Annotated in this window: 10 protein-coding genes; 5 read left to right on the forward strand and 5 right to left on the reverse strand. The window is 69.3% G+C overall.

From position 1 onward, the window contains the following. The first annotated feature begins 38 nt into the window (after positions 1 to 38). Entirely contained in the window at positions 39 to 890 is an 852-nt protein-coding gene (locus CMC5_RS12035; RefSeq protein ID WP_050430542.1) for a TIGR02452 family protein, read from the forward strand. Between the two features lie 88 nt (positions 891 to 978). On the opposite strand, the gene CMC5_RS12040 is transcribed toward CMC5_RS12035, so the two are convergent. Continuing rightward, the gene (locus CMC5_RS12040; protein WP_050430543.1) at positions 979 to 2,196 is read right to left on the reverse strand and encodes a hypothetical protein; all 1,218 of its coding nucleotides are present in this window, start codon (positions 2,194 to 2,196) and stop codon (positions 979 to 981) included. Positions 2,197 to 2,230: 34 nt separating this feature from the next. After that, complete coding sequence (locus tag CMC5_RS12045; RefSeq protein WP_050430544.1) at positions 2,231 to 4,789, reverse strand: alpha-amylase family glycosyl hydrolase; 2,559 nt, start codon at positions 4,787 to 4,789, stop codon at positions 2,231 to 2,233. A gap of 1,550 nt (positions 4,790 to 6,339) precedes the next feature. Here CMC5_RS12045 and CMC5_RS12050 point away from each other — a divergent pair. After that, positions 6,340 to 8,790 (forward strand): SUMF1/EgtB/PvdO family nonheme iron enzyme, encoded by a 2,451-nt coding sequence (locus tag CMC5_RS12050; RefSeq protein WP_050430545.1) that lies wholly within the window; start codon positions 6,340 to 6,342, stop codon positions 8,788 to 8,790. A 114-nt stretch (positions 8,791 to 8,904) separates the two neighbouring features. Here CMC5_RS12050 and CMC5_RS12055 read toward each other — a convergent pair whose 3' ends face one another. Then, the gene (locus CMC5_RS12055) at positions 8,905 to 10,293 is read right to left on the reverse strand and encodes an outer membrane protein assembly factor BamD (protein WP_156338502.1); all 1,389 of its coding nucleotides are present in this window, start codon (positions 10,291 to 10,293) and stop codon (positions 8,905 to 8,907) included. A 342-nt stretch (positions 10,294 to 10,635) separates the two neighbouring features. Then, positions 10,636 to 11,280: a YkgJ family cysteine cluster protein gene (locus CMC5_RS12060; RefSeq protein ID WP_050430547.1), complete on the reverse strand. Its 645-nt coding sequence runs from the start codon at positions 11,278 to 11,280 to the stop codon at positions 10,636 to 10,638. Between the two features lie 145 nt (positions 11,281 to 11,425). Between CMC5_RS12060 and CMC5_RS12065 the strand changes: the two genes are divergently transcribed. The 3 genes from CMC5_RS12065 (at position 11,426) to CMC5_RS12075 (ending at position 14,541) form a co-directional block, all read left to right on the forward strand. Further along, on the forward strand, positions 11,426 to 11,881 hold the full coding sequence (locus CMC5_RS12065) for a hypothetical protein (RefSeq protein WP_050430548.1): 456 nt from the start codon (positions 11,426 to 11,428) through the stop codon (positions 11,879 to 11,881). 438 nt (positions 11,882 to 12,319) lie between these two features. After that, positions 12,320 to 13,342, forward strand: a complete 1,023-nt coding sequence (locus tag CMC5_RS12070; protein WP_156338503.1) for a carboxylesterase family protein — start codon at positions 12,320 to 12,322, stop codon at positions 13,340 to 13,342. Between the two features lie 230 nt (positions 13,343 to 13,572). Further along, on the forward strand, positions 13,573 to 14,541 hold the full coding sequence (locus CMC5_RS12075; RefSeq protein WP_156338504.1) for a hypothetical protein: 969 nt from the start codon (positions 13,573 to 13,575) through the stop codon (positions 14,539 to 14,541). A gap of 5 nt (positions 14,542 to 14,546) precedes the next feature. Here CMC5_RS12075 and CMC5_RS12080 read toward each other — a convergent pair whose 3' ends face one another. After that, the gene (locus CMC5_RS12080; protein WP_156338505.1) at positions 14,547 to 14,912 is read right to left on the reverse strand and encodes a hypothetical protein; all 366 of its coding nucleotides are present in this window, start codon (positions 14,910 to 14,912) and stop codon (positions 14,547 to 14,549) included. Between the last annotated feature and the right edge of the window lie 876 nt (positions 14,913 to 15,788).

Raw genomic sequence — 15,788 nt, forward strand, 5'->3', positions numbered from 1 at the left:
CTGGACGATGCCCGCCCTTGCAGGCATCGTCGTCGCGCATGAAGCTCAAGGCCATCGCCACCGAGAACCTCGCCATCTACCAGCGTGGTTCCTACGAGGCCCCCTCCGGTCGCACCGTACGCATCGGCAAGGAGGTGAGCACCGCCGTCGAACGCACCGTGCTCCACCGTCCTGGCACCCTCGACGACTGGACGCCCACGGCGCGCCGCGACGCACCCCCGCGCATCGAGGTCACCGACGAGACCACCGGCGCTGCCGGCCGACGCCTCGTCGAGCAGGAAGGCGAAGCGCGCGTCCTCGCCCTCAACTTCGCCTCCGCGAAGAACCCTGGCGGTGGCTTCATCAACGGCGCCAAGGCCCAGGAAGAGGACCTCGCCCGCTGCTCCGCCCTCTACCCCTGCCTCATCGAACAGCGCGAGTACTACACCCGCAACCGCGGCTTCGGCTCCTTCCTGTACACCGACCACCTCGTCTACTCACCGGACGTCCCCTTCTTCCGGGACGAGCGCTACGAGCTTCTGGAGCAGCCCTTCGCTCTCTCCCTCCTCACCGCCCCGGCGCCGAACGCTGGCGAAGCCCGCCGCCAGGAGCGCGCCTCGCCGACGGCCATCCGCAGCACCCTCGATCGCCGCGCCGAACTCGTCCTCGCCGCAGCGGGCCACCACGACCACCGCTGCGTGATCCTCGGCGCCTGGGGTTGCGGCGTCTTCCGCAACAGCCCCGAAGACGTCGCCGCGGCCTTCGCCCAGACCCTCGCGCTGGCCCGGTTCCAGGGCGCCTTCGATCGCATCGTCTTCGCCGTCTACGACCGCGGTCGCGATCAGCCGAACCTGCGTGCCTTCGAACGCCAGTTCGGGCGAGCTTCCACCCTCGCTCCCTCGCCTCGGTGACGACGACGCTCCGCCGGAGCCAGAGCCCGAGCGCGTCTCAGCCAGACCCCCGAGCCCGAGAGCGTCTCCGCCGGACCCCGAGCACCGCTCACCCAGAGCCAGAGCCGACGGTGGGCGCCTGGCTCGACGCGGAAGGACCCGTCGCCGACGCGCGCCGCACCGACTGCGCCGCCTCTTGCGCCAGCACACTCGACGTCAGCGAGCCCGAACCTCGCTCCACCACCCGCCGCTGCTCGTACCAGGGCGTCGCCTGCCGGCGCAGCCACCAGAAGGTCCCCAGCGCTGCCAGGGCGGCGGCATGACCGAGCAGACCCGGCCCCCTCGGCAGCGCGGGCCGAGTCCCCACCTGGTGGATCTCGGGTGACGACGGCACGACCAGGAAAGGGACCGACTTCAGCGCCCCGGTCCGGCGCGTCGCCTCCTCCCACAGAGGCTTGGGCACCTCGTCGGAGAGGCCGTACGCGCGTCCCGCCTCGTCCTGCATGCGCGCGTGGAGCCGGTAGTGCACCCGCCCGCCGTGGCGTGAGGCCGTCGTGTACACCTGCTGCCCCACGATGTCGGCACTCACCACCACCCCGGCGATCTGGAGCGCGTGGTACGACCGGTAGGCCACGCCTTGCACCAGGGCCAGCGTCAGCCCCAGCAACGAAGCGGCGCGCCCGTACCACCGCGCCCACGCCTCGTGACCGGCGCTCAGCCCGCCCACCGCGATCAGCAGCGACTCCGTGCGCCCACCGCGCAGCACCATCGACGTCGGCGCCGTGCCTCCCCGGTAGACACCCTCCGTCCTGCGCCCCGACCGATTCCAGAGCAGCACCCCATCGACCCGCACCTGCTGCCCTGCCGAAAGCTCCGCGGAACGCTCTCGCTCCGTGCCGGTGAACAGACGGATCTGCAGCGCGTCGACGTAGATCACCCGCTCGTCGAGCAGCACCCGGATCCGCTCTCCCGTGGGCAGCAGCAGCGTGAACGGCCGCGTCTCCAGCTCCCGCGACCGCTCCTTCCAGCGGTGGCGCCACGACCCCCGGTGCTGCCACTCCATCCCCTCCTCCCAGAGGGTCAAGCGGATGGCTGGCCGCTCGTCGTCCGTCTCCACCACGCCGCACAGCGAGGTGAAGCCGGGCGTCAGCTTCGGAGGGCGGGACTCATCGAGCCTGGCCTGCGCCGCTGCGCGCCGGTGGGTCAGCCACCGGTGCAGCGCGAAGGCGAGGTGAGCGCAGAGCAAGAGACCGCCGACGCCGTAAACCAGGAGCGCGGTCCAGGGACCATCCAGCCGATCGAGGAAGACGAGCTGGTCAGGGTTCACGGCGTCGAGCGGAGATCATGGCGTCAGGTGGAGATCAGGGCTGAGCCTGGAGGATCACCGCGCCGTGCGGCGGCACCTGGAACCCCGGCCCGTTCGATCCGGAGAGCAGATCGGTCACGCTCGTACGCGAGAAATTCTGCGCCGTCCCCGTCCGGTTCAAGCGCACCGACAGCGACTGACCGCCCGCGGTGAGCGAGTACTCGTACCAGGTCTCGTTATCCAGGACCTTCTGCACCACCACGCCGCTGTTGGTGATGAAGTGGTGGGTCTTCCGGATCTGGATCAGCTTCCGGTAGTGCTCGAGCAGGCTGCCCATGTCGCCCTCCTGCGCCTCCACCGACGCCGGTTCTGGATTCGACATGTACTTGACGAAGCGGTAGTCGGGGTTCGGCGCGCTGCAGACCCCGGCGTCGCTCGCCGTCACCCCGTTCGCCGTGTTCGTCGCCGCGACGTCGACGTCGTGGAACTTCACCCGCTCGCCCTCCAGCAGCTCCTCGATGAAGATCTGCTCCTCGAACCAGCTCATCGGCTCGCGGATGTGCTCGTCGCGATCCCAGTCGCCCTCGACGTCGGCGCCGGGGTACTTGTCGCGCTTGCCCTCCTTGCCCAGCTCCTCGCCGTAGTACACGACCGGCATCCCGGGCAGGGTGAGCACCACGGTGGCCGACTGCTTCAGAACGGCCAGCAGGTTCGCTCCCGCCGCGTCCTTGAACTGGGTCGCGGGCCGCTCCAGATCGTGGTTCGACAGGAACCGCTGATAGAAGTGGTTCGCATTTCCGCCGCTGGAAACCACCGCGCTGTCCGTGCGCAGCTGATTGACGTACTTCACGAAATCGGCAGCGTCCCCCGCTTGACCGTTGGCGAAGTTCGCCAGCAGCGTGCGGAACGGGAAGTCGAACTGCGAGTCCATGTCCCCCGCGTAGGGCACCATGTTGTTCGCGACCGCCGGATCATCCCAGCGGTTCTCGCCTGCGAGCAGCACCGTCGCCGAGCCCGAAGGCCGCGGCACGTCACGCTTCACATAGGCGTTGAACTCCTTCCACCACACGTGGGTCCCGTGCACCGCCAGGTCCACCCCGTTGTCGTCGTCGAACTGCTCGATGTGCTTCGACGCATCCAGACGGAACCCATCGGCCCCGAGATCGATCCAGAACTTCGAGATCTTCTTCATCTCGTCCCGCACCGCCGGGTTCCGGAAGTTCAGCTCCGGCATCGCCCCCCCGAAGATCTGGTGGTAGCAGCGGTAGTTCTTGCAGGCCCAGACCACCGCGGACGGGTCGAACGGATGCGGATCCGTGTACATGTTCGAGAACTGATCCGACCACAGGAACCAGTCGCGGTACGTCGCGTGGTCGGGGTGGGTGTCATCGATCGCGGCCGCGAACCAGGGGTTCACGTCGGCCACGTGGTTCTGCACCAGATCCACGATGATCTTGATGTCGAGCGCGTGCGCCGCCTCGGTCAGATCCTTGAAGTCCTTCAAGGTGCCGACGGCGGGATCGATGTTGTAGAAGTCCGTGGTGTCGTAGCCGTGGTAGCTGTTCGCCGCGAACACCGGCGTCATCCAGATCGAACCGACCCCGAGATCCGCGAGGTACTGGAGCTTCGACCGCAGCCCGACGAGATCCCCGACCCCGTCCTTCTGCGCGCCGTCGATCCCGCTCTCCATCTCCGGGTCCTGCACGCTGGCCTTCGCGCTGCCCCCGTCCGCGAACGTCCGGACGATGAGCTGGTACATCACCCCCTGGCGCCCCCAGTTCGCCCAGTCGCCGGTGTCGACCACCGGATCGACGGCGACCGGCGTGAGCGAAAGCCCATCCCGCTCGTCGGTGAGCTCGCCCTCGCTCGCCGCGAGCGAGGTGCGGATCCGGTAGTGGACCGTCATCCCTGGCGTGAGCCCGTCGATCACCAGGCCTTGCTTGTTGATGTCGTCCCCATCGCTCCAGCTCACGGTCTCCGTCAGCGCATCGGCTGCGGTGCCGTAGGCAACCTCCCCCTTCGAGCCCTTCGCCACCCGGAACATCAGGCGCACGCTCCCGTTCCCGAGATCGATGAAGTCGTGCGGGTTGGAGATCTTGAACGCCGGCCCCGTGGAGGTGGGCGGCTCGCGCAGGATCGCTTGCCCCTGCACGATCCAGCCCTCACGGATCTCGGGGTTCTCCTCGCTGGCGTAGAGATCGGCCCAGCGAACCGCCGTCTCCACGTCCTTCTTGCAGTTCCCATCGGCGCACTGCACCGGGATCAGCCCCACCCACGTGGTCCCCGCGTCCTCGCCGTCCACGATCTGGATGTCGGTGTACCCGCCGAAATCATCCGACTTGTCGAAGAGCTGAGGGCTTGCCCACTGCGGCGCCGACACCACCGCGCCGTCCCCCCAGAAGTGCGCACCCCAGGTGGCCACATCGCCGTCGCCTTGCAGCTGGTAGTGGATCCGGATGGCACGACCCGAGCCACAAGCATCGCCGCACCCACCTTCGCCGGCATTCCCGCCCGTCCCCGGGCCGGGACCCGTGGGCTCCTCGCCGTCACAGCCAGCGATCGAGAAGAGGCAAGTGATTGCGGTAGCTGCCGCAAAGTAAAAGATACGCTTCATGTCTGCTCCCGGTGCAATTTGAACCGTGCCCCTGCGCGAGCCACCTCGAGAAGGGCCGCGCAGAGAGTAGGGGCAAGCGAGACAGGGATCCAGCAGTTCGGGCGCGTCCCGTGGCCTCTGGCAGTGAACCGACGTCGCACGACGCGTGCTCTTTCCGTGCTCGAACGTCGACGAGGTAACGCACGCATCGCTGCTGGAACCGAGCACTTCACCGCGCCATCCGCACGTCACGAAGCATCGCGTGACACGACATCGGATCCATCGACATGCAGCGCGCCATGTACGCCTACCCTCTCCGCCCCTACAGCAAAGCACCTGAACGACCCGACGTCGTGAGGCACGTCGACGGTGATCATGCTGTCGTGCTGCACCCTCGCGCCGTCGTGCGGATGATGTCCTGACGTGCCGTCGTACTGTCGCGCTGCACCCTCGCGCCGTCGTGTGGATGATGTCCTGTCGTGCCGTCGTACTGTCGTGCCGTCGTACTGTCGTGTTGCACGGTCGCGCTGTCGTGTTGCACGGTCGCGCGCCGTGCGGATGATGTGCCGGCGTGGTGGTGCCGCGCGATCGTGTGCCGGCGTGGTGGTGCCGCGCGATCGTGTGCCGGCGTGGTGGTGCAGCGCGATCGTGCCGTCGTGCCGTCGTGCCGTCGTGCCGTCGTGCCGTCGTGCCGTCGTGCCGTCGTGCCGTCGTGCCGTCGTGCCGTCGTGCCGTCGTGCCGTCGTGCCGTCGTGCCGTCGTGCCGTCGTGCCGTCGTGCCGTCGTGCCGTCGTGCCGTCGTGCCGTCGTGCCGGCGTGGTGGTGCCGCGCGATCGTGCCGTCGTGCCTTCGTGGTGGTGCCGCTCGGCCGCGCTGTCGTGCGGATGATCTTCGACAGGCTGCGTCGGATGCTCCCGGTGCAAGGTCGGACGCTGCTGGCGTTGCACCGAGCGCTTGCGGTTCCAGGTCGAACGCTCCGGGGTTCAGGGGCGGGCGCCTGTCGTGCAACGTCGGAGGGCTGGAGGTTGCGTCGGACTGTGTAGCGTCACCTTCGAACTGGCTCGGCCTCCTGGCTCATGTGTCCGCAGGTGCGGGGAGGGGGGCTGGCCATCCGGAAACCATGAATGAGGGCGGGATCGGGCATGGTCCTGAGCTGGTGTGGTCCGGGACTGATGCAGCACACGCGGAGGGGAGGGAAGGGAGACCGCTGGCCAGCGCGGTTGTCGCTCACCTGGTTCAGCGCGGTTGTCGCTCACCTGGTTCAGCGCGGTTGTCGCTCGGCTGGGCGAGGGAGCGGTTCTCGCTCGGCTGGGCGAGGGAGGCGTTCGGCGGTCACGGTGGCCTCGCTCATGCCTGGAGCCGGGCATCCTCACGCCTCGCCGGGGGCGCTCGAAGGGGGGCGCGCGAGGCAGGGACACCGCGCTTCGCGTTCGTCGCCAGTTCCTGCTGCGGCTCCGGGCGGGAAAGCAGGGACGGTGACCTGCTGGGGCAGCGGCTGGCTTGCCGCCGGACCCCTGATTTCAGGTACGCAGGACTAGGCCGGAGCGCGAAGGCGAGGTAGGAGCGGGGGCATGGTGGAGCCCCCGGCGTCTGGCGATCCCTTCCAGCTCTCCGGTCACGTCATCGAGGGGAAGTACCGCGTCGCCTCGGTGGTCGGTGACGGCGGCTTCGGCGTCGTGTACCGCGCCGTGCACAAGGGCTTCGGCGAGCTCATCGCCGTCAAGTGCTTGAAGATGCCCGCCCTCGACGAGAAGGAGCGCGAGGAACTCCTGGAGCTTCTCCGCGAGGAGGGCCGCCTCCTGCACCGCCTGTCGCGCCTCACCCCCAACATCGTGCAAGCGCTCGACGTCGGCGCGTTCACCACCGACACCGGGACCTGGATCCCTTACCTCGTCCTCGAGTGGCTGGAGGGCCAGACCCTCGCCCAGTTCATGCGCGAGCGCCACGAGCGCGACGAGTACGGCATGCCCCTCGACGAGGCGATGCGCCTCCTCGAACCCGCCGCGCGCGCGCTTGCCGTCGCTCACTCCCAGCGCGTCGCGCACCGCGACGTCAAGCCTGCCAACCTCTTCCTCACCGACGTCGGCGGCACCCGCACCCTCAAGGTCCTCGACTTCGGCATCGCCAAGGTCCTCACCGACGTCGCCTCGTTCACCGAGGCCCTCGCCGCCACCCGCGACGGCCCCAGCGCCTTCACCCCGCGCTACGGCGCCCCCGAGCAGTTCAGCAAGATGCGCGGCGCCACCGGCCCCTGGACCGACGTCTTCGCTCTCGCCTTGATCCTGGTCGAGCTGGTGAGCGGCCGCCGCGCCCTCGACGGCGACGACCCCACCCAGCTCTATATCGCCGCCGCCGACCCGCACCTTCGCCCCTCCTTGCGCTCCCGCGGCGTCGAGGTCGACGAAGTCGTCGAGCGCGTGCTCCTCAAGGCCCTCGCCGTCGAGCCCAAGGACCGTTACGTCAGCGCCGGCGAGATGTGGGACGCCCTCACCGCCGCCGTCAAGGAAGCCGGCGCCGCGGGGGCCGTCTGGCTCGGCGGCGCCGCCAGTGGCGTCGCGACCGCTGGCCCCCGAGGCAACGGCGACAGCGGCCCGACCGGCAGCGGCTCCACCCCCCGCGCCCCGTCCATGGACGCCCCCGCCTTCGATGCCACCATCCCCGCCGAGTCCCTCGACGCCTCCAGCGGCCGCGCTGGCGGCAACGGGAGCGGCCAGGGCAACGGCGCCGTCAGCAGCGGCCAGGGCGCCCGCGGCCAGCTCTCCTCGTCGCCATCCTTGCGCGCTGCCTCCACCGTCAAGCACGGCGCAGGATCGCGGGCCGCCCTCGACGACTCCATGCTCGAGACCCCGCGCGGCCTGCGCATCGGCGACGTGGCGCAGGCCGACCGTGACCCCTCGGCCTCCCCCCCTGCCACGCCAGCACCCAGCGCAGGGGGGGCCGGATCTGCGGCCGCCCCCAAGACGACGGGCGCCGCATCCAGCGACGCCTCCACCGGCCGCCGCATCTGGCCCTGGATCGCCGTGCTCGCCCTCATCGGTGGCAGCGCCGCCACCTACCTCCAGCTCACCCGCGACCCCGCGCGCGCTCCAGCGAACCCTCGGCCCACCGCCCCCCGACCCACCGCCAGCGCCAGCGCCAGCGCGCGCAACCCCCTCGTCGCGCCCACGGCTGCTCCCGAGGTCCCTCCCGTCCTCGCCAGCGCCTCACCCGAGCCCACCACCAGCGCCTCGGCCGCCCCCCCGTTCGTTCCTCCCGAGGACATGGTCCTCTTCCAGCCGGGCACCGTGGTGTTCGGCGCGGGCGCCGACCAGCGCCAGGTCACCCTCACCCGCGGCTTCTTCCTGGACCGCTCCGAGGTCACCACCCGCGCCTACCAGGCGTGCGTCGCCGAGCGCCTCTGCTCCCCCGCCGACCACGTGTCCGTCACCCCCGAACAGACCGCCGAAGGCAGCACCGCCGCCCCCGTCGACCGCGAGTACGTCGACACCTGGACCCGGCGCTGCAACGCCGCCCGTGGCGAGGGCAACCACCCCGTCAACTGCGTCGACTACGCCAGCGCCGAGAGCTACTGCCGCTACCGAGGCCGCCGCCTCCCCACCGAAGCCGAGTGGGAACTCGCCGCCCGCGGCACCACCCAGCGCGCCTTCCCCTGGGGCAATGACGAGCCCACCTGCGACCGCGCTTGCTACGACCGCAACGAAGCCTGCCGGAAGATCGGCGTCTCCGTTGCCACCTGCGCCGCCGGCACCCACCCGGGCGATCGCACCCCGGAGGGCATCCAGGACCTCGCTGGCAACCTCGCCGAGTGGGTTTCCGACGGCTTCTCCGCCACCCCCCCGAGCGGCGTGGACCCCAAGGGCGACCCCGCTTCCCCCTTGAAGATCGTGCGTGGCGGCAGCTTCTTCGACGACGCCACCAAGCTCTCGACCCTCTGGCGCACCGTCGCAGCCCCCGTCACCGCCGCCGCCACCATCGGCTTCCGCTGCGCGCTGGACGCTCCTGAAACGCCTCCAGCTCCGTGACGTGTGAAGCGCTTCTGGCTCGGTGAAGTGCTTCCAACGCGAGGAAGCGCCTCCGGCTCAGGGCAGCGCCTCCGGCTCAGGGCAGCGCTTCCAGCGCGAGGAAGCGCCTCCAGCTCAGTAGAACCGGTAGCCCAGCGTCACCGGCACGCTGATGGCGAACCCTTCCAGCCCCTTCAGGAACGTCGGCCAGGCGCTCACCATCAACGCGCCCGAGTGCCAGCTGTCGCTCGGGTTGTCGAGGAGCTGGTACGAGATCTCCACCGCGCCTCCGAACGCGAAGGTCCCCACCACCTCCGAAGCCGGCAGCGGCGTCTGCGCCGCCACGTTGATCGCCACCTCGGTCGCGCCCTCGTTGAACTCCTGCAGCTCCGCCGGGATCTCCCCGCGCACCCCGACCGGCTTCGCATCGTTCGCGACGCCGCCCACCAGCAAGCTCAAGCCGGCCCACAGGTTGCTGCCGAAACGCTTCGAGACCGAGGGGCCACCGAGCAGCGTGTAGCCCCCGCCGAGACGCACACCGCCGAGCACCCGCGCGCCCACGTGCAGATCCTCTTGCAGCGCGTACCCCACGAACGCCTGCCCCCCGAGCACCAGCCCCACGCTCGGATCGTAGACCCCCTGGCACGTGTCCACCGTGCACACCGCGATCTCCGGCAGGATCATCCCGTCCGCGCTGCGGTTGAAGATCTCGTAGTCGTAGGAAGGCGCCGTGCTCACGGTGCCCCGATCGATCAACCCGACCAGCAGCGACGGCCCCACCCCCACATCGAACACGAAGCGCCCGGCCCGGTGCGTCGTCACTGCGGGCGTCACGGGGGTCGCAGGCCCGCCCGAGCCTGCCTCGCCTGGCTTCGTGGCGTCCGCCGGGTGCGCCTCGGGCACCTCCGGGATGTCCAGCGAGGCCGAAGCGTCCACCGCGAGCGCCGGCACCGTCACGCTCTCCTTGCTGCCGGCCCGCAGCTTCACCGTCTTGTCCCACGGCTTCCGGCCTGGCGCGCTCGCGCTCACCTTGTGCTCACCGGGGTTCACCGGGGCCGCCTGGTTCCAGCTCCCGCGCTCCAGCGCCGTTTCGTCGACGCGCACCTGGAGCCCCTCCACCTCCGCCGCGTCCTTCGGCACCTTCACCGTCAGCCGGGGAATGCGCGACTCCAGCATCGCGCTGCGCACCTTCGCGTCCTGCTGCAGCGCCTTGTTCCCTGCCTTGCGCGCCTCCGCCTCGGCGTCGATGAACTCCACGTACGCCGTCGCGATCTTCCCCTGCTTCTCGTGGCAGAGCGCCACCTGGTACAGCGCCGACGGGCTCGGCCCCAGCTTGTAGCTCTCCTCCAGCTTCGGGCACGCCTCCGCGAGCTTGCCCGCCGCCATCAGCTTCTTGCCCTCGTCGAGCAGCGCCCCTGCGTCCTGCGCGAGGACCGGACGCGGCGCCGCGACCACGGCCGTCAACGACAGCAACGACGCCACGAGCGCCCGCCGCATCCATCGCGGCCGCTGGTCACCCGGCATCGGCACGGCTCGCTCACGAAGCAAGCCTCCCTCCCGGCGAGCATCCTGGAGAGAGGGAGACAGACGTCCGCGTCGATCTTGATATTCCGTCATGGTTCAAGCTGGAAGGAGGGTCACCCTATCACAGGATCACCAACCTCCATCGCACCAGCAAGACATGTACGGACGGACTGCGTCACCCCTCCGTCACCCCCTGCGTCCCCCCTCCGACGCACCGCCCCACGTTCCGCAGTCACCACCCCGTTACGACGGCACCGCAGCCCTCCAGCACCACAGCCCTCCAGCACCGCAGCCCATGACGGCACCCCGGCATCACGAGCCCGGACCTCCAGCGCCTCTCACTCATCCCTCCAAGGGCGCCCCATCCCGCAACCCGAGCGTCTCCTCCCGCGCTGCCAGGCACGCCTCGCTCCCCATCAAGAACGCCCGGCAGTTCCCGGGCCGGATCGCGTAGATCGCGCAGCGCCGCTCCTCTTCCAGGTGCTTGCACCGCCCATCGCTGGCGAGCCGCAGCACCGCCTTCCCTCCAGCCCGCCGCACGAAGACGCTCCCCCCGAGCTCCGCGCGCCCTGCCGCCTCGAACCGCGCCAGGTCCTCGTCGTCCAGCACCACCCGCCCATCCCGACAGCACGCCGCGCACGCCAGGCAATCGAGCAGGATCTCCCGCGTCGCCCCCTCGTGCACCCCGTCCCGATCGCACCAGTCGAGCACCGAACCCACCTGCCGCGCCCCCACCACCGCCGACGCCAGCCCGCGCGCCGCGCCCGCCTCCACCCGCGCCCACCGCCGCTGCCCGATCGCCAGGAGCGCCCAGAGCCCCAGCGCCGTCACCGACCCACTCGCGTCCACCCCGAGCAGCACCTCCACCTGCCCGGCGTCGCGCACCACCACCGCGTGACCCCCCGCATGAACATGCGCGACCGCCCGCTCCAGGAACCGCTCCTTGAACCTCCGCCACACCGGCCGGTGAACGCCCTGACCCTCCATCCACCCGCCGGCATGCCATCACCCCCCCTCCCGCACAAGGGACCGCCACCTCCGCTCGTCCTCCCCGCCCTGGATTTCCCGGTCGACGCCCGCACGCAGCTCGGGCACCTTGCAGGTCGTCAAGCCCGAGCGTCCGGAGGCGCGCATGACCATCACCTCGCTCACCTCGATCGTCTTCTTCGCGCTCGTGCTCTACTTCGTCCTGAAGCGTCTCCTTCGCCGCAAGAAGAAGCAGGCCGTGGTGCGCCGGGACCGCAACGAGATCGAGCGCTGGCTCGACGACGCCCTCGCCCGCGAGCTGCACCGCAAGCTCGGCCTCGATCGCGACCTCCTCCAGCGCGCCCTCGAAGGCACCCCCGAGCCCGAAGCCGTCGGCGCCATGGAAGAAGCCGTGAAGGCGATGCAAGCGACCTACGCCTGGCGCCCCGAAGGCTCCGTGGAAGTCCGTCTCGACGTCACCTTCGAGGACGGCACGAGCGCGAACACCAGCCGCATCTTCCCCCGCAACGCCATGCCCGTGGCCGTCCGGGAAGAGTTCACCAGCACCGGCGCCTCGACCGTCCTCCGCGCCGTCTACTTCCCCTGGTCCACGCCCTCGTAGACGCCCTCCCCGCCAGCGGAAGCCGTCCCCGCCAGCGACGTCGATGCCGGAGGTCTGCGACGAAGCCGTGGGATGAAGCCCACGCTTCAATCACCAGCCGTCCGGCGGATGTGTCGCCAATCCGAGCTGTCGCTGGATGACGAGCGCGTCCTGTGAAGCGTTCGTCATAGAGCAAATGCGTGATGAACACGGTCACGCCGCGCGGGGGACCGAGACGTCGATCTCCGTATTCGCCCACCTTTCCAAAGCCGCTCGCAATGAACTGCGCTTGGTGATGGCGCCCCGCGCCCTGTGACCGCCTGATGGCCTCGCACCTTCTTCACGGCGCATCCCTTGCTCCGGGTGCCGTCGACGGATTCGAGCGTTCTGCGCGTGCACACCGCCCAGCTGCGCAGCCGGCACAGAGCCGCTCGAGTCTGGATTCCCGAGGAGGTCTCGATGTCCGAGAAATCATGCCGGACCCGCTGGCTCGCGACAGAAGTGATGAGCCGAAGACGCGCCCCTTTGCCTGGAATGGCAGCGCTCTTTTCGAGCGCCAGGCAAGGGGCAACGCAGGCGGTGCTCGCACTGTCGGCTGTGTGTCTGACGGCAGCTTGCGGGACGGCAGAGAATCCAGACGAGGCGCTTTCCGCTCACGAGAGCGGCGCGGGCTCCGAAAACGTCACGGAAACGAGTACATCTGCGCTCCTCGCGGAGCGCGCCCTGACCTGTGACCGCGAGACGATTGGCTACCTCGAGCACCGGCCGGCGGACGAGGCCAGAACTGGCAGCGAGCGCCATCCGACCCTGATCTTCCTCCACGGGAAGGGCCAGCGCGGCAAGAACCTGCAGGACCTCGTGAACGAGGAAGACGGACCGCTCAGGCACATCTCGAAGGGCCACCCCATGCGCTTCACCGTCGACGGCAAGACGGAGCAGCTCATCGTCATCGCTCCCCAGCTCTCGACCGGACCCGAGGCACATCCTCTCGCATGGCTGACCTGCGTGATCGACCATGTCCTGGCCGACGAGCGCGTCGACCCGGATCGCCTCTATCTCACGGGCCTCTCCATGGGCGGTTACGGCACCTACACGGCCGTGACCCATCCGCCACTCGCTCGCAAGATCGCCGCTGCGGCGCCCATTGCAGGGGGAGGCCCTGCGGGGAAAGCCTGTGTCATTGCCGAGCACGACATCCCCATCTGGGCATTTCACGGTGACGCTGACGCGACCGTGCGGCTCTCGGCGGGAAGGCGCATGGTCGATGCCATCAATGCTTGCCCCGAGGCCTCGTTCACGCGACCCATCTTCACGATCTACCCGAGCGTCGGACACAACTCGTGGAGCCGCGCCTACAGCACGGGCCACGCCTACCACGATCCAAACCTCTACGAGTGGCTGCTTCGACAACGCAGACGCCCCACCGACGAGGCACATCCTCCTGGAGCGCTCGAGGTTGCACCGCCTGTCACACCACCATGACAGCGACACGGTGGCGAGGCACCCGTACGTCACGCGCGCATGACATCACCGCAGTGCCCGGCCCTCTCTCGGAACGCACTGCGCTCCAAGACGGCATCGCCGCGGGTGAAATCGCAGCCCTCGCGCCCTTCGCGCCCCTCGCGCCCCTCGTCGTGGCCTCTCGTCGACGTCTCCTTCCTCTGCGCTCGCCACCGGCACGGTTGCTGCTGAAGCGACGTGCCGAGGTGATCATGAACAAGACTCCCTGGATGATGGCGCTGCTCCTGGCCGGCCTTGGCGCGTGCACGAGCGGGGTGCCGTCGGATCTCGACGAGACGCACGATGCGGACGACGCATCCGCCGAGGACCTCCGGGCGCCCACGTCCCTCGACGAGATCGAAGCCCTGAACGCGCGCCCCTGCGGCGACGACACCATCGCCGTCGTGACCGACGCGCTCAACAACCAGTACGTCTTCTGCGCCCTCGGCGATGGCCGCGTCGGCGTCCTCGAGAGCTCCTGGGATCCCGGCGCCGCCCCGCCTTTGACCGACAGCATCCCCGACCCCGTCGCCCTGCTGGAGACCGTCACCGGCAGCGCCGCCGACGTGCCCCCCGAGATCTTCGACGCCGTCCGCGCAGGCATCCCCGTGCGCGAGACCTTCCGCCTGGGCATCCGCCGCACCGACGCCCCCCGCGCCGCCGCGGCCGGGTGCAACTTCACGACCTTCCAGAACACCTACTGCGGCACCGACGAGGACAGCCCCTGGGACGAGTTCGCCAGCAACTTCGTCCACAACCATTCGTCGGTGTACCCGGACCTCGACTGCACGCACGGCAACCGCTTCTGCTCCGCCGCGCTGAACCACACCCGCATCGCCAGCGCACAGCCCGCGTACCTCGAAGGCGGCAGCGGCCCCGTCTGGCGTGGCGCCTGCGCTGCCAGAGACGTCGTGCTCTCCTGCGGCGGCTCCACCCTGTTCGAGGCGTCACGGCGCGAGACGGCGGGCACCGGCGCGTGGACCGCGAGCCTCGCCAACTACTGGATCGCCGAGAACACCTACGCCGTCTGGGTGATGTACGCCGACACGGGGAACTGCGTCGCCAGCGCCGACAACGACGACATGATGTACAAGACGGTGAGCGAGCCCGGCGCCTACAACCACTACTCGCTCTTCTTCCTCAAGTGGGTGGCGAACACCATCGCCTGCGAGCCTCGCTAGAGGCGTCAGCGCGCCTCGGCGTCGTCCCCCTCGCAGGCACCCACGTGCTGGTACTTCTCCGAGGTCCAGACGCACCCGTAGATGGTCTTGCCGTCGCAGCCGCAGAAGGGATCGGCGCAGGGCGGCGGCGGGGGCGAGCAGACCGGCTGCACCTCCGGCCCACAGCCTGCCTCGTGGTAGAGGTGCATCTCCCCCTCGGGACACGCGCCGCCCTGACCCGAGCCTCCTTGCGCGGACCCCCCCTCGCCCGCGCTTCCTCCCCCCGAGCCGCCGTTGCCTCCGGAGCCGTCATCGACGGTGGTGGAGGAAGAGCACGCGGTCATCGCCGCGGAGAGGGCGAACAGCAACGAGGCAAGGTGAATGCGGGGCATGGGACCGTTGTACAGGCCCCCCATGCCAGGAGCCATCGCTCGATGGTCGTCGGGTCGGGGCAGCTCCCACGCGGTCGGAGATGCCGTGGGCCATGGCGACGCCGAGCGATCGAGAGGTGCTGGTGAGCGGGGCGAGGGCGGGGCTTCGCGTCCGGGTGGCCATCGTCTCGATTCGGAGGTCGGTGAGCGCTGACGTGTGGAGTTCGTTCTTCTATGGGTGGAACGACGTCGTGCGACGCAGGAATTCCATCCACCGCCAGAGGAATTGTTTCCCTGTTCACGAGAAAGCGACCTCTGACTCGTCAATGCGGAAGAACGATCGTCGAACGGCGTTCGCTGACACGAGAATGCGGAACGACGATCGTCGAACGGCGTTCGCTGACACGAGAATGCGGAACGACGACCGTCGAACGGCGTTCGCTGACACGAGAATGCGGAACGACGATCGTCGAACGGCGTTCGCTGGCACGAGAATGCGGAACGACGATCGTCGAACGGCGATCCCTGGCTCGATGTCGGAAGGACGATCGTCGAGAGGGCGTTCACTGGCACGTGAAGGCGGAAGGACGATCGTCGAATGGCGTTCGCTGGCACGTGAAGGCGGAAGGACGATCGTCGAATGGCGTTCGTTGGCACGAGAATGCGGAACGACGATCGTCGAACGACAATCGACGATTCGTGAATGCGGAAAGACGATCGTCGAACGGTGATCCCTGGCACGAGGGTGAAAGGACGAGGGACGGAGCGGCGGTTTCTGGCACGAGAATGCGGAACGACGATCGTCGAACGGCGTTCGCTGGCACGAGAATGCGGAAGGACGACCGTCGAACGGCGTTCGCTGGCACGAGAATGCGGAACGACGATCGTCGAACGGTG

The organism is Chondromyces crocatus, from assembly GCF_001189295.1.
GTDB classification, from domain to species: domain Bacteria; phylum Myxococcota_A; class Polyangia; order Polyangiales; family Polyangiaceae; genus Chondromyces; species Chondromyces crocatus.

Coding starts and splice junctions, on each gene's coding strand:
- CMC5_RS12035 (WP_050430542.1), top strand. CDS start 39: ATGAAGCTCAAGGCCATCGCCACCGAGAACCTCGCCATCTACCAGCGT.
- CMC5_RS12045 (WP_050430544.1), bottom strand. CDS start 4,789: ATGAAGCGTATCTTTTACTTTGCGGCAGCTACCGCAATCACTTGCCTC.
- CMC5_RS12050 (WP_050430545.1), top strand. CDS start 6,340: ATGGTGGAGCCCCCGGCGTCTGGCGATCCCTTCCAGCTCTCCGGTCAC.
- CMC5_RS12055 (WP_156338502.1), bottom strand. CDS start 10,293: ATGCCGGGTGACCAGCGGCCGCGATGGATGCGGCGGGCGCTCGTGGCG.
- CMC5_RS12060 (WP_050430547.1), bottom strand. CDS start 11,280: ATGGAGGGTCAGGGCGTTCACCGGCCGGTGTGGCGGAGGTTCAAGGAG.
- CMC5_RS12065 (WP_050430548.1), top strand. CDS start 11,426: ATGACCATCACCTCGCTCACCTCGATCGTCTTCTTCGCGCTCGTGCTC.
- CMC5_RS12070 (WP_156338503.1), top strand. CDS start 12,320: ATGTCCGAGAAATCATGCCGGACCCGCTGGCTCGCGACAGAAGTGATG.
- CMC5_RS12075 (WP_156338504.1), top strand. CDS start 13,573: ATGAACAAGACTCCCTGGATGATGGCGCTGCTCCTGGCCGGCCTTGGC.
- CMC5_RS12080 (WP_156338505.1), bottom strand. CDS start 14,912: ATGCCCCGCATTCACCTTGCCTCGTTGCTGTTCGCCCTCTCCGCGGCG.